The sequence below is a fragment of the Streptomyces sp. CB09001 genome, assembly GCF_003369795.1.
In the GTDB taxonomy this organism is placed as follows: domain Bacteria; phylum Actinomycetota; class Actinomycetes; order Streptomycetales; family Streptomycetaceae; genus Streptomyces.
On sequence record NZ_CP026730.1, the window covers coordinates 4,609,339 to 4,622,488 of the forward strand.

The 13,150-nt window shown below is 72.9% G+C and carries 15 protein-coding genes; 6 read left to right on the top strand and 9 right to left on the bottom strand.

Annotated features, from left to right (window positions below):
* Positions 1-39: 39 nt before the first annotated feature.
* Complete coding sequence (locus C4J65_RS21585; protein ID WP_115743863.1) at positions 40-1,350, bottom strand: MFS transporter; 1,311 nt, start codon at positions 1,348-1,350, stop codon at positions 40-42.
* 63 nt (positions 1,351-1,413) lie between these two features.
* Between C4J65_RS21585 and C4J65_RS21590 the strand changes: the two genes are divergently transcribed.
* Positions 1,414-2,367 (top strand): LysR family transcriptional regulator, encoded by a 954-nt coding sequence (locus tag C4J65_RS21590; protein ID WP_115743864.1) that lies wholly within the window; start codon positions 1,414-1,416, stop codon positions 2,365-2,367.
* 92 nt (positions 2,368-2,459) lie between these two features.
* Here the strand turns inward: C4J65_RS21590 and C4J65_RS21595 are convergent, their stop codons facing one another.
* Entirely contained in the window at positions 2,460-3,041 is a 582-nt protein-coding gene (locus tag C4J65_RS21595; RefSeq protein ID WP_115743865.1) for a TetR/AcrR family transcriptional regulator, read from the bottom strand.
* 110 nt (positions 3,042-3,151) lie between these two features.
* On the opposite strand from C4J65_RS21595, the gene C4J65_RS21600 reads away from it, so the two are divergent.
* On the top strand, positions 3,152-4,030 hold the full coding sequence (locus C4J65_RS21600; RefSeq protein WP_115743866.1) for a hypothetical protein: 879 nt from the start codon (positions 3,152-3,154) through the stop codon (positions 4,028-4,030).
* Positions 4,031-4,117: 87 nt separating this feature from the next.
* Here C4J65_RS21600 and C4J65_RS21605 read toward each other — a convergent pair whose 3' ends face one another.
* Complete coding sequence (locus C4J65_RS21605; protein WP_115743867.1) at positions 4,118-4,879, bottom strand: alpha/beta hydrolase; 762 nt, start codon at positions 4,877-4,879, stop codon at positions 4,118-4,120.
* 135 nt (positions 4,880-5,014) lie between these two features.
* Here C4J65_RS21605 and C4J65_RS21610 point away from each other — a divergent pair, with 135 nt between their 5' ends.
* Together C4J65_RS21610 and C4J65_RS21615 are read left to right on the top strand one after the other, a co-directional pair.
* Entirely contained in the window at positions 5,015-6,205 is a 1,191-nt protein-coding gene (locus C4J65_RS21610; RefSeq protein WP_115743868.1) for an adenosine deaminase, read from the top strand.
* Between the two features lie 140 nt (positions 6,206-6,345).
* Complete coding sequence (locus C4J65_RS21615; protein WP_115743869.1) at positions 6,346-6,714, top strand: ATP-binding protein; 369 nt, start codon at positions 6,346-6,348, stop codon at positions 6,712-6,714.
* Positions 6,715-6,802: 88 nt separating this feature from the next.
* Here C4J65_RS21615 and C4J65_RS21620 read toward each other — a convergent pair whose 3' ends face one another.
* The 5 genes from C4J65_RS21620 to afsQ1 all read right to left on the bottom strand — a co-directional run bounded on the left by C4J65_RS21620 (position 6,803) and on the right by afsQ1 (position 10,700).
* Positions 6,803-7,006 carry a PspC domain-containing protein gene (locus C4J65_RS21620; RefSeq protein ID WP_003974070.1) on the bottom strand — a complete coding sequence of 68 codons (204 nt, stop codon included), beginning with the start codon at positions 7,004-7,006 and terminating at the stop codon, positions 6,803-6,805.
* Positions 7,007-7,101: 95 nt separating this feature from the next.
* Positions 7,102-7,653, bottom strand: a complete 552-nt coding sequence (locus C4J65_RS21625; RefSeq protein ID WP_115743870.1) for a VanZ family protein — start codon at positions 7,651-7,653, stop codon at positions 7,102-7,104.
* 127 nt (positions 7,654-7,780) lie between these two features.
* A complete protein-coding gene (locus tag C4J65_RS21630) occupies positions 7,781-8,392 on the bottom strand; it encodes a hypothetical protein (RefSeq protein WP_115743871.1) in 612 nt (203 codons plus the stop codon).
* On the bottom strand, positions 8,392-10,026 hold the full coding sequence (afsQ2, locus tag C4J65_RS21635; protein WP_115743872.1) for a two-component system sensor histidine kinase AfsQ2: 1,635 nt from the start codon (positions 10,024-10,026) through the stop codon (positions 8,392-8,394). Before afsQ2 ends, C4J65_RS21630 begins: the two co-directional genes overlap by 1 nt.
* Positions 10,023-10,700 carry a two-component system response regulator AfsQ1 gene (afsQ1, locus tag C4J65_RS21640; RefSeq protein WP_003974066.1) on the bottom strand — a complete coding sequence of 226 codons (678 nt, stop codon included), beginning with the start codon at positions 10,698-10,700 and terminating at the stop codon, positions 10,023-10,025. Before afsQ1 ends, afsQ2 begins: the two co-directional genes overlap by 4 nt.
* Positions 10,701-10,911: 211 nt before the next feature.
* Between afsQ1 and C4J65_RS21645 the strand changes: the two genes are divergently transcribed.
* A complete protein-coding gene (locus tag C4J65_RS21645; RefSeq protein WP_162833272.1) occupies positions 10,912-11,652 on the top strand; it encodes a SigE family RNA polymerase sigma factor in 741 nt (246 codons plus the stop codon).
* Between the two features lie 231 nt (positions 11,653-11,883).
* Here C4J65_RS21645 and C4J65_RS21650 read toward each other — a convergent pair whose 3' ends face one another.
* The gene (locus C4J65_RS21650) at positions 11,884-12,486 is read right to left on the bottom strand and encodes a uridine kinase (protein ID WP_162833609.1); all 603 of its coding nucleotides are present in this window, start codon (positions 12,484-12,486) and stop codon (positions 11,884-11,886) included.
* Positions 12,487-12,678: 192 nt separating this feature from the next.
* Between C4J65_RS21650 and C4J65_RS21655 the strand changes: the two genes are divergently transcribed.
* Positions 12,679-13,083 carry a hypothetical protein gene (locus C4J65_RS21655; RefSeq protein ID WP_115743874.1) on the top strand — a complete coding sequence of 135 codons (405 nt, stop codon included), beginning with the start codon at positions 12,679-12,681 and terminating at the stop codon, positions 13,081-13,083.
* The last annotated feature ends 67 nt before the right edge of the window (positions 13,084-13,150 follow it).

Here is a 13,150-nt window from a genome sequence, read left to right on the forward strand (position 1 = left end):
GGGACTGACAATGGCCTGTGCAGTCAACAAAGGCGCAGGTCAGCGCGGCAGGCTCAGAGCCCTCACCGGCGCGCCCGCGGCCTGGCGGCGGGCCGCCAGCGACCCGGAGACCGTGATGACCACGACGCCCAGCACCGCGAGCACCCCCACCGCGACCGTCCCGGCCCAGCCGCCGGAGTGGAAGGCCACCGCCCCGACCGTGCTGCCCGCGCTGGAGCCCACGTAGTAGGCGGACTGGTACAGCGCCGAGGCCTGGGCGCGGCCGTGCTGCGCGGTCTTGCCGACCGCCGAGGAGGCCACCGCGTGCCCGGCGAAGAAGCCCGCCGTGATCAGTACCAGACCCAGCAGGACCAGCGGCAGGGACGGCGCCAGGGACAGGAGCAGGCCCGCCGCCGTCGTCCCCGCGCCGAGATAGAGCGCCCCGCGGCGGCCGAGACGGCCCACCAGGCGGCCCGCCGTCGAGGCCGAGACCGTGCCGACCAGGTAGACCAGGAAGATCGAGCCGACGAGACCCTGCGGGAGGGAGAAGGGCGCCTCGGTCAGGCGGTAGCCGATCACCGTGTAGACGCCGCCGAACACCGTCATGAACAGCGCGCCGATCGCGTACAGGCGGCGCAGCAGCGGGTTGGCGAGGTGGTCGCGCACCGTGCGGACCAGCACGCGCGGACGCAGCGAGCCCGGGGTGAAGTGCTTCGGCGCCGGCAGCAGCAGCCGGAAGGCCACCGCGCACGCCACCGCGACGAGGCCGATGACCCCGACGGCGACCCGCCAGCCCCACTCCTGGGCGACCCAGCCGGTGATGACCCGGCCGCTCATCCCGCCCACGCTGTTGCCCGCCACGAACAGGCCGATCGCGGTGACCAGCGCCCGCGGCCGCACCTCCTCCGCGAGATACGCCGTCGCCGAGGCCGGCAGCCCGGCCAGCGCCGCGCCCTGCACCGCCCGCAGCGCGACCAGCGCCGGCAGCGACGGCGCGAACGGCACCAGCAGCCCGACGGTCACCGCGACCGCCAGCGACGCCGTCATGACCGTACGCCGTCCGAACCGCTCCGACAGCGCGCTCATCGGCAGCACGAACACCGCGAGGCCGCCGGTCGCGGCGGCCACGGTCCAGCTCGCGTCGCTCGCCGTGACACCGAGGTCGCCCGAGATCAGCGGCAGCAGGGCCTGAGTGGAGTAGAGGAGCGCGAAGGTCGCGACGCCCGCCAGGAACAGCGCGAAACTCATCCGGCGGTAGCCGGGGCCGCCCGGTGCCATGCGCGAGCCGGAGGAGCCGGTGGAGTCGGGGACCGCGGAGGCGGCGGATGCGGCGTCCACGACCGTGGACGCCCCGGTATCGGCGGGAGTCATGCCACGAAGGTACGAAGCCCCTTACTCATCCGTCCAATGCATGGAACGGCCATAATCGTTCCCATGGTGCATCAGCGAAGCTCACGGCCCCGCCTGTCACCCTCCGGTGACACAGAAGACATCGTCGCGCTGCTCGCGCCCCGCCTCGCGCACTTCGCCGGTGTGGCCCGCACCGAGCACGTCACCCGGGCCGCCCAGGAGATGAACGTCCCCCAGTCGACCCTCTCCCGCGCCCTCGTCCGCCTGGAGGAGGACCTCGGCGTCGACCTGTTCGTCCGCCGCGGCCGCACCCTCGCGCTGACCGTCGCCGGGCGGACCTTCCTCGGCTCCGTCGAGCGCGCCCTCGCCGAGGTCGAGCGCGCCGCCGACGAGGTCCGCGCCGACGCCGACCCGGCCACCGGCAAGGTCGCCTTCGGCTTCCTGCACACCATGGGCGCCGAGACCGTCCCCGGCCTGCTGCACGCCTTCCGCGCCGACCACCCCCGCGTCCGCTTCAGCCTCGTGCAGAACTACGGCGAGGCCATGCTGGAGGGCCTGCGCGCGGGGGAGCTGGACCTGTGCCTCACCTCCCCGGTCCCCGACGCCCCCGACCTGGTCGCCCGCCGCCTCGACGAGCAGAAGCTGCGCCTGGTCGTCCCGGCCGACCACTCCCTGGCCGGGCGCAGACGCATCCGCCTCGCCGAGGCCGCCGACGAGATCTTCGTGACCCTGGAGCCCGGCTACGGCCTGCGGCGCATCACCGACGCGCTGTGCAAGGAGGCCGGTTTCCGGCCCAGGGTGGCCTTCGAGGGAGAGGAGGCGGAGACGCTGCGCGGCCTGGTCGCGGCCGGTCTCGGCGTCGCCCTGCTGCCGCCGCCCGCCGTGCCCCGCCCCGGCGTGGTCGAACTGACGGTCACCGCCCCGCGCGCCGCCCGCGAGATCGGCGTGGCCTGGCTGGCGGGACGCACGGACACACCACCCGTGGCGGCGTTCAAGAGGTTCCTGCTGTCGAGGAGGGGCAGCCTGCTGCCGTCCTGATCCTCCGCGACCGGCGCGGCCGCCCGTACCCGGAGGTGAACCTCGGCATGGGCACCCGCGCACCCCGTCGCGGTCGCCCGGAGGGCGCTCGGCTACGGAAGCCGCACGACGAGGCGGTCGGCGACGAGCGCGCGAAAGGTTTCGGCCGGGTCGTCGTCCAGCGACGGGAGACTTCCGCCGAGCTGCAGGGTGGCGAAACCGTGGGCCAGCGACCAAGCGGTCAGGCCGGCCCGCCGGGCATCAAGACCGGCCCTCACGCCAGGGAGGTCCTCGACGCCCGACGCCAGCGCCCGGGAGGCGTGCTCCCTGGCCGCGGTCAGCTCCGGGTCGCCGGCGTGGAGCAGTTGGGGCCGGAACATCACCTCGAAGTGGGCCGGATGGTCCAGGGCGAACTCCACGTACCGCACGCCCATTTCGCGCAGCCGGTGCGTGGAGCCGGCCGGCACCGCGGTCAGGGCGGCGGCCAGCAGCTCGAAACCCTCCGTGGCGATCGCGGTCAGCAGCCCGGCCTTGTCCTTGAAATGGTGGGCGGGGGCGGCGTGGGAGACCTCGGCGCGGCGGGCGAGGTCGCGGAGGCTGATCGCGGCGACGCCGTCGCTCCGGATGACCTCCAGCGCGGCGGAGAGGACGGCTCGGCGCAGGTCTCCGTGGTGGTAAGCGCGGGTCGCGGCCATGGCCCCAGGCTATCCCATATCTAGTCATTGACAAGACGGTGGCGGCGCCCGCAATCTGGTCGGTGTCAAGTTCCGGTGGGGCGCTCGGCAGTGACAGCGGAGGAAGCGACATGAAGCACAGCCTGAGCACGGTCCGGCAGATGTGGCAGTTGCTGGAGCCGGTGCATGCCACGCTCTATTACGCGCCGGAGGCCTTCGAGGAGGCCGCGGCCCTCGGCTACGCCACTGACGAGCGCTGGCCGAGCTACTTCGCCTACCGCGCCGCGCCGCTCGGTCCGGCCGGCCCGCGGCTGGTGAACGCGCTCTTCTACAGCCTCAGCCCGCAGATGGTCGAGCGCTACACCGCACCGGCCTGGCGGACCGCCGCGCCCGAACGGGTCCTGGAGGCCCGGGGCGTGGCGGTGAACCGCGCACTGCGCAAGCTCCTCGGTGACCGGATCGGCTCGCCCGAGCTGCGCGAGGCCGCGGACCTGGCCCGCCGCGCCGCCGAGGCCGCGGACACCGCGGGCCGCCCCCTGGCCGCCGCCAACGCCTCGCTGCCCTGGCCCGACGAGTCGCACCTGGTGCTCTGGCAGGCGGCCACCGTCCTGCGCGAGCACCGCGGCGACGGCCATGTCGCCGCCCTCCAGGCCCACGGCATCGGCCCCGTCGAGTCCCTGGTGTCGCACGCCGCCGTCGGAGCCGCGCCCGAGGAGGTGTTCCGCAGCAGGCAGTGGAGCGACGCGGACTGGGCCGCCGCCCGCGCACGCCTCGCCGCCCGCGGCCTGGTGGAGGCCGACGGCGGGGCCACCGACGAAGGGCTCCGGGTGCGTACCGGAGTCGAGAAGCTCACCGATGAGCTCGCAGCCGCCCCCTGGGAAGCCCTCACGCCCGGCGAAACGGCCCGGCTGGCCGAACTGCTCGTACCGCCGGTGCTCGACATCGTCGGCGCCGGTCTCCTCCCCTCGCAGAGCACCCTGGGCATCGGCCTGAAGTACGACTACCGGTGAGTGGCGACGCGCGCGACGGGAACCGCGCGCTTCGGCCGTGACGGTCCACCCCCGGCACGCGGTCCGCCCCGCCGCAGGAGCCGCGTGCTACCGCCGCAACGACTTCCCGAACCCCGCCGCCAGCGGCATCCGCAGCCCCAGCGGCGGGGGAGCGGCCAGGGCGTCCTCCACCGGGCGCGAGAAGGACTGCCCGAACAGCACCCCCATCATGAAGTCCTCGGCCAGCGCCGCGACTTCGTCCCGGTACTGGCGCAGCCCGTGGCCGTCGGAGTGCACCTCGAACCGGCACACGGAGCGGTTCGCCTTCTTCGCCCGGGAGGCGAGCCGGAAGGACAACTCCGGGTCGCTGTGACCGTCGTTCGTGCCGTGCACGATCAGCACCTGCCGTCCGGCGAGCTGCTTCACCGGTTCGGGTGGCGCGGCCACATCGTCGTCCGGCAGCCAAGGGGCGATCGCCAGGGCCGAGTTGACCGCCTCGTGCCCCGCCGCCCGCAACGCCGCACGACCGCCCATGCCGACGCCGGCCAGGCAGACCGGCACGTCGCCGTAGCGCCGTACGGCCTCGTCGGCGGCCCATTCCGCGTCCCGGGCGAGATGCGCCTCGGCGCCGTTCCAGCCGCGGTAGCGGTAGTGCACGACGTGCGTGGCCAGCCCCTCCTCCCGGCCCGCGCGCGCCAGCCTGCGTCCCAACGCGCGCACGGACGCGGCCGCGAGCAGCGCGGAGGGCCTGCGGTCGGAGACCTCGTCGCCCTCGGGGAGCAGCAGCACCACGCCGCTCACCGCCGTCCCCTCCGGACCGAGCGTCCGCCCCAGCCGGGCCCGACGGACCGGCGTCGCTTGCTGTGCCATGTCAGAAGATTCTCAGAAGACCGGGTGTACGGAACCCGTCCGGGCAGTCACCGTTACATATCGGGGAGTCCGTACACCGCATCGGGTCTTGGCGTTCACCCGGCGTTCTACGCGCGTAGGAGTTAGAGTGCGCGCATGACGAGCCAGAGCACCGAGAAGAGCGCCGCGGCCACCACCGCGACGGTCTCGAAGACCCCGTCGCCGGACCGGATCCGCCGGGCGCCCAAGGTCCTGCTGCACGACCACCTCGACGGCGGGCTGCGGCCGGGCACGGTCGTCGAACTCGCCCGCGAGACGGGCTACGGGGACCTTCCCGAAACCGACGCCGACCTGCTCGGCACCTGGTTCCGGCAGGCCGCCGACTCCGGGTCGCTGGAGCGGTACCTGGAGACCTTCTCCCACACCGTCGGCGTCATGCAGACCCGCGACGCCCTGGTCCGGGTCGCCGCCGAGTGCGCGGAGGACCTCGCCGAGGACGGCGTCGTGTACGCCGAGGTCCGGTACGCCCCCGAGCAGCACCTGGAGAAGGGGCTGACCCTCGAAGAGGTCGTCGAGGCCGTCAACGAGGGCTTCCGGGAGGGCGAGCGGCGGGCCCGGGAGAACGGCCACCGCATCCGGGTCGGCGCCCTGCTCACCGCCATGCGGCACGCCGCCCGCTCCCTGGAGATCGCCGAACTCGCCAACCGCTACCGCGACCTCGGCGTGGTCGGCTTCGACATCGCGGGCGCCGAGGCCGGCTACCCGCCCACCCGGCACCTGGACGCCTTCGAGTACCTGAAGCGGGAGAACAACCACTTCACGATCCACGCCGGCGAGGCCTTCGGGCTGCCCTCCATCTGGCAGGCCCTGCAGTGGTGCGGCGCCGACCGGCTCGGGCACGGGGTGCGCATCATCGACGACATCCAGGTCCACGAGGACGGCTCGGTCAAGCTCGGACGGCTCGCCTCCTACGTCCGGGACAAGCGGATCCCGCTGGAGCTGTGCCCCAGCTCCAACCTCCAGACCGGCGCCGCCGACTCCTACGCCGAGCACCCCATCGGGCTGCTGCGCCGGCTGCACTTCCGGGCCACCGTCAATACCGACAACCGGCTGATGTCCCACACCGGCATGAGCCGGGAATTCGAGCACCTGGTCGAGGCATTCGGTTACACGCTCGACGACATGCAGTGGTTCTCCGTCAATGCGATGAAATCAGCGTTCATTCCTTTCGATGAACGACTGGCCATGATCAATGACGTCATCAAGCCCGGATATGCCGAGCTGAAGTCCGAATGGCTGTTCCAGCAGACGGCTTCGACCAGCGGTTCTTCGGAATCCGACAGCTGAGTGCGGGACGACGGTAATACGGAAACGCGGACGGGCATTCACCATCCGTCCGCATTTCGATGTTTGCCGCGGAGGCCGGGGCGTGTTTACGGTCAAGGACCGCTCACATCCCCGTCACCCCATTACGAGGACGCATCTTCATGAAGCAGTCTGCTGCCAAGACCCTCGGTGTCGCCGCCCTCGGCGCCGCCTTCGCCGCCGCCGGCGCGGGCGCGGCCACCGCGGCCCCCGAGCTCCCGGACACCGCGCAGACGGTGGACTCCGTCGCCCGCACCCTCCCCGCGGAGACCGTCTCCCAGGTGGCGCCCGGCGCGGGCAACGTGCTGGAGCAGGGCCGCAGGATCTCCCACACCGGTCTGACCGTCGCGCAGCCGGTGGTCGAGCAGGTGGTCGCCGAGCAGCTCGCCGAGGGCCCGACCGAGCCGGTCGCCAAGCTGCTCGGCGGCGTGCCGCTGCAGGGGCTGCCCACCCAGGGCCTGCCGGTCAACGGCCTCCCGCTGGGCGGCTGAGCACCACCGCCTCCCCCGTACGCGCCGAAGGGGCGCACCCGGTCGCCGGGTGCGCCCCATCGGTGTACCAGAGGGGGTGGTACGTCTTTCACCAGGCCGTGCGGGCGGCCTTCTCCTCGGACGGGAGCAGGATCCACAGGGCCAGGTAGAGCAGGAACTGCGGGCCGGGCAGCAGGCAGGAGACCAGGAAGATCACCCGCATCGTGCCGGCGGAGGTGCCGAAGCGCCGGGCCAGCGCGGCGCACACTCCGCCGATCATGCGGCCGTGGGTGGGGCGGGCGAGGCTGGACATCGCGGCTCCTTCGTGAGCGTGTGGGCGGGGCTGCCCTCCGGCTTCCCCTTCATCTGCCTTCCACGCTACGGAGACGAACCGCGCAAAGCGTCGCTCTACGGGGCGATACCGACCCTGGGAATCGTCGGGGTCCGACCCTGAGCGGGCTCCTCCTGGAGGACACCCTCCCGCCCGCTCTGCCGGTACCAGCGGCGGAGCCGGGCCCGGCCCGCCGGGACGACGGCGAGGTGCGCGAGGGCCACGCCCACCGTGTTCAGCAGCACCGAGTCGATGTCGACGACCTGACCGGGCACCCCGGTCTGGAGCAGCTCGATGCCCACCGACAGCAGGGCGGCCGCGGCCGTGGTGCGCAGCAGGGACGCCAGCGGCGAGACGTGCAGCCGCCCGCCGGCCATCGGCAGCAGGACGCCGAGCGGTGCCAGCAGGGCCAGCGAGCCGCCGAGCGAACGGGCCGCCGCGCGCCCGCCCAGCGCCAGGTCGGCGCGGATCCCGGCGAACGGCTCCAGGTTGGGCGGCAGTACCCAGGGGACGTCCAGCGGCCGCAGCGCGTACCAGGCGACGAACACGAGATGTGCGACCAGGAGAACACTTCCTGTCACACGGATGCGGAGCGCGGCGCTGCCGCCGAGGAACCCATGACGCTGCACGTCCCCCTAGACGCGCCCCCCGCCGTGCGCGGTTCCGGGCTCCTGCACGCAAGGGTGAGGCTTGCGCCACATGGCCCCCTCGGGGCCTTCGCGCGGCACGCGCCCCGTGCCGCGCGGGGGCGGCCCGTCAGCCGCCCGTGACCTCGTCGGCGGGCGGTTCGTTGCTGCCCGGCCGGGCCCGGACCTCGTCGGTGCAGGAGTAGCGGCGGGCGGTCCGGTCGGCGGGCCCGGCCAGGATCACCGAACCGTCGCCCTCGGCCGCGGCGGAGTCGGAGAAGGTGCACACCACCTGCGCGAGCGCGTACGAGGTCAGGTCGTCGGGATCGGTACTCAGCCGCAGCGTGTCCTCGGGGTCGCCGGAACGCGGTCCCGTCACCCTGATCCCGCGCCGCACGTCCGACGTGTGACCGGCCTCCTTCTCCGCGGCCGACGGCTGTGCCGCCAGCTCGTCCAGCAGTCCCTGGGCCACCAGCACCCGCCGCCCCGAGTCCGAGGCGCCGTCCGGCACCCGCACCGTGCGGTCCACGGCCACCAGCGACGAGCCGCACAGCAGGAACACCTGCGCCGGCAGTCCGGGCGTGGTCCGCGTCGACACGTCCGGCTCGGCGATCGAGCAGCGCACCCGCGACGGCGCGGGACCGTAGTCGGTGGGCACCTCGGTGGCGCGGATGCCGCACCCGGTCAGCAGCACGGCCACTGCCGCGAGCCCGGAGAGGGCCGGCAGACGGCGTACGGTCATCAGACCTGTCCCTTCGCGTCCTTGCCCCGGTCGTCGGTCTCCTCGTCGGCCCCGCCGGCCCCGCCGGCCCCGTCGACCTCGTCGTCCTCGTCGACGGGCGGCGACGGGTCCTGCGGCAGCCGCAGGGTGAACACCGCACCACCCTCCGGGGCGTTCTCCGCGGTGATCTCGCCGCCGTGGATGTGCGCGTTCTCCAGGGCGATGGACAGGCCGAGCCCGCTGCCCTCGGACCGCGGCCGGGAGGCGCTCGCCTTGTAGAAACGGTCGAAGACGTGCGGCAGGACGTCCTCGGGGATGCCGGGACCGTTGTCCCGCACCCGGATGACGATCTCGTCGTCCGCCCGCGCCACGGACACCCTGACCGGCGACCCGCCGTGCTTGAGCGCGTTGCCGATCAGGTTGGCGAGGATGACGTCCAGACGGCGCGGGTCGAGGCGGGCGTGGACGCCGCGCTCGGCCTCCAGGTCGACGGCGTCCAGCCAGGCCCGGGCGTCGATGCAGGCGGTGATCTGGTCGGCGACGTCGACGTCGTCCAGGACCAGCCGGGCGGTGCCCGCGTCGAAGCGGGTGACCTCCATCAGGTTCTCCACCAGGTCGTTCAGCCGCCGCGTCTCACTCACCACCAGCCGCACGGCGGGCTCGACCATCGGGTCGAAACTCCCGCCCTCCCCCTCGCCCTCGCCCGCGTACTCCAGCTCCTCCTCCAGCACCTCCGTCACCGCGGTGAGCGCCGTCAGCGGGGTACGCAGCTCATGGCTCATGTCCGCGACGAAGCGCCGGGAGGCCTGCTCCCGGCCCGCCATGTCCGCGACCCGCTTCTCCAGGTTCTCGGCGGCGCTGTTGAACGTCCGGGACAGATCGGCCAGTTCGTCGGTGCCGGACACCCGCAGCCGGGTGTCCAGCTTCCCCTCGCCCAGCCGCCGCGCCGCGACCCCGAGCCGGTGCACCGGTTTCAGCACGGTCGTCGCCAGGGCCTGCGCGAGCAGTGCGGAGCCGAGCAGAGCGAGCGCGGTGGCGATCCCCAGCGACCAGGCGAGCGAGTTCAGGTCCTTCGCCTCCGGTTCCAGTGACTTGAGCATGTAGCCGGTCGGCCCGCCGCCGATCACCTTCGTGCCGGCCACCAGGTACGGGGTGCCGTCGTCGGTGATCCGCTGCCAGTACAGGTGGTACGGGTGCTTGTTGGCCGAGGTGACCTTCTGCTCCTTGTTCACCGCCGTGCGCAGCGACTCCGGCACGTCGGTCAGCGCGAAGCCGCCCAGACCGCCGGAACTGCCGTACACGGCGGTGCCGTCGGCGTTCTCGGCGACCAGCAGCACCGAGAACCGCTGGCTGCTGTTGGCCATCTGCCCCGCGGTGTGCTGCACCTCGTCCTGCGTGGGGTGCTCGGGCAGCGCGCCCGCCCGGTTCTGCATCTCCTGCTCGAAGTCCCGCAGCACGGCGTCCTGGGTACGGGTGAGCACCGCCTCCCGGTTCAGCCAGTACGCGATGCCGGACGCGGACACGGCGGCGGTCAGCGCCACCAGGCCGAAGACGAGGACCAGCCGGAGACGCAGGCTGGTGAAGCGCAGCCCGGACCAGAAACCCTTGCGCGCCGCGGCCAGGCCGCGGGTGCCCCCCTGGTGTTCCCGTGTCACTGAGGCGGATCCAGCCGGTAGCCGACACCCCGCACGGTACGGATCAGGGTCGGGGACGACGGCACGTCCTCGACCTTGGCGCGCAGCCGCTGCACGCACGCGTCCACCAGCCGGGAGTCGCCGAGGTAGTCGTGCTCCCACACCAGCCGCAGCAACTGCTGCCGGGACAGCGCCTGTCCGGGCCGCCGGCTCAGCTCCAGGAGCAGCCGCAGCTCGGTGGGCGTCAGCTGGAGGTCCTCGCCGTTCTTCGTCACGGTCATCGCCGAACGGTCGATGACCAGGCTGCCGAAGCTCGCCGAGTCGGTGGACTCCCGTTCCCCGCGCCGCAGCACGGCCCGGATCCGGGCGTCCAGGACCCGGCCCTGGACGGGTTTGACGACGTAGTCGTCGGCGCCCGACTCGAGACCGACGACCACGTCGATGTCGTCGTTGCGCGCGGTCAGCAGGATGATCGGCAGCTGGTCGGTGCGCCGGATGCGACGGCACACCTCGAAACCGTCGATGCCGGGCAGCATCACGTCCAGCACGATCAGGTCCGGCCGCTGCTCGCGCAACAGCTTCAGACCGTCCTCGCCGCTGGCAGCGGTGGCCACCCGGTGGCCCTGGCGGGTCAGGGAGAGCTCCAGGGCCGTACGGATGGCGTCGTCGTCCTCGATCAGCAACAGGGAAGGCACGCGCTCATTCTGGCCCATGAAGGGGCCGGTGTTCGACCTGCGGGTGCGGTTGGGGCCCGAGCACCCCGCCGGACCCTGTGAAGGAACGGTGGCGCAGCGGTGACGGACCCCTGTGACAGCTCTGTGACAGTCGGCGGACACGGCCATGAAGTCGCCGGGGCAAGCTTCTCGTCACAGGCAACACCGGGCAGTCCACGACGGGGGGCGCGAGATGAACACGCTGAAGGGCACCAACACCAGCGCAGTGCTCACGCGTCTGCACGACGTGCACGCACACCGGGGTTCCGAGAAGTCCGGTGCCGTGAGCGGGCGGGGGTGCGCTCGCGGCACCGGGCGTCAGCACACCGCGTACATGACGGTGGTTGACGCGAACACGGGGGAAACGGGAGACGCGGGGACCGCGGGGGACCGGGGGGAGCGCCGATCCCTGTCGGAGGCGGAGTTCACCGCCTACGTCCAGGAGCGCCGCTCCTCCCTGTACGCGACCGCCTACCACCTCACCGGCGACCGCTTCGAGGCCGAGGACCTGCTGCAGAGCGCGCTGTTCTCGACCTACCGGGCGTGGGACCGGATCAGTGACAAGGCGGCGGTCGGCGGGTACCTCCGCCGCACCATGACCAACCTGCACATCAGCGCCTGGCGGCGCCGCAAGCTCAACGAGTACCCGACCGAGGAACTGCCGGAGACGCCCGGCGACATGGACGCGATGCGCGGCACCGAGCTGCGCACCGTCCTGTGGCAGGCGCTCGCCCGGCTGCCCGAACTCCAGCGCACCATGCTGGTCCTGCGCTACTACGAGGGCCGCACGGACCCGGAGATCGCGGACATCCTCGACATCAGCGTCGGCACGGTGAAGTCCAGCATCTGGCGCTCGCTGCGCCGGCTGCGCGAGGACGAGGTCCTCAGCTTCGGCCGTGACCAGGAGGACGCCTTCGGCGAGCTGGTCGCCTGAAGGTAAGGGCCGGGGGGACCGGCCCGAGGGGGCGGGGCCCCGTGAAAAAAGTTTCGAGCCGGGGTGTATCAGGGGGAGGGATCCGGGCTCTTACTCACGGGGAAGCACCACGGGGGAACAACGGGGGACACGGGGGACGGGGATCACGGGGGATCCACGGGGGTGGAAAGGGAGCGGGACTGGAGGGCCGGGGGGTCTGTCCAGTCCCGCTTTCACGTGCGGGGGCAGGCGTTACGCGGCCGTACGGCTGGTGGCGCACCGGCCCGCCGCCGCGGCGGCCAGCCGGCCCATCGCCTCGTCCCGGTCGCAGGCGTGGGCGCCCAGAGCCGTCTGCCGGGCGATGACCGACCGCTCGAGACGCATCAGCCGCCAGCCCCTGCGCAGCAGGAACGGCACCGACTTGCGGCCCTCGCGCAGGTCCCGCAGGAAGCGGCGGCGGAACGTCGTCAGCGGGCCCCGGCTCAGGCACAGCGCGTCGGCCAGCACGCCCAGTTCCCGGCAGCGGTCCACCAGTTCCGCGGCGAAGATGCCCTCCGCGAGGAACAGCGGCGTCCGCCCGATGTCGACCGTCTCCTCGCCGGTGCGGGCGCTCAGCGAGATGTCGTAGACGGGCACGTCGGTATGCCCCGTGCGGCACAGCTCCCCGATGGCGGCGACCGCCGCGTCCGCGTCCCAGGACGCCGGGTGGTCCCAGTCGATGTCGGAACTGAGCGGCACCGTCGGCAGCGTCGGGTCGGTGCCCTCCTTGTAGAAGTCGTCGAGGCGCAGCACCGGCAGGCCGGAGTGCGCGGCGAGGAGGGACTTGCCGGAGCCGGAGGGGCCGCAGAGCAGCACGACTCGCGTCGGTATGGGCGGATGGGAGCTCACGGGACACCAGTCTGAGGCATCCGACGGCCGCCGTACGACCCCGCGGGTGGACTTTGCCGCCTGCGTCACATCTCGGTCGCGCTGCGCGGTGACCTGATCACGGTGTGCGCTGTTGTCAGGGCAGTCCGTAGCAACCCACACCAAGAGGTGGCAGCAGCGATGGCCCGACATGCGTCCCCCCGCACCCCGCACGCACAGCGCGCCCTGGTCGCCCTCGCGACCGCCGGGGCCGCCCTGGCAGCAGGAGCGGCGACGGCTTCCGCGGAGGGCGGCGAGACCATCGCCGGTCTGGCGCACACCCGTCCCACGTCCCTGGGCAACATCGACCCGCAGGCGGGCCTGGCGGCCGTGACCGGCACCGTCGGCTACGTCACCGGCCCGGTCGCCGACCTGAAGCCCAACCCGCTGGCCGGCACGGGCGTCGACCCGCTGGACAACGGCGTCGGCACCAAGGTCGCCGACTTCCAGCCGCTGACCTCGACGGCCCTGACCGGCCCGGTCGCCCAGGCGCAGTCGCTCGGCAGCGTGCCGGTGGTGGGGGAGGTGACGGAGCTGCTGCGCTGACGCGGTCTGCGCACGCCGGGCCGCGATCCCTCCGAGCGGGGGGCGCGGCCCGTTTCCGTCGCGGTGG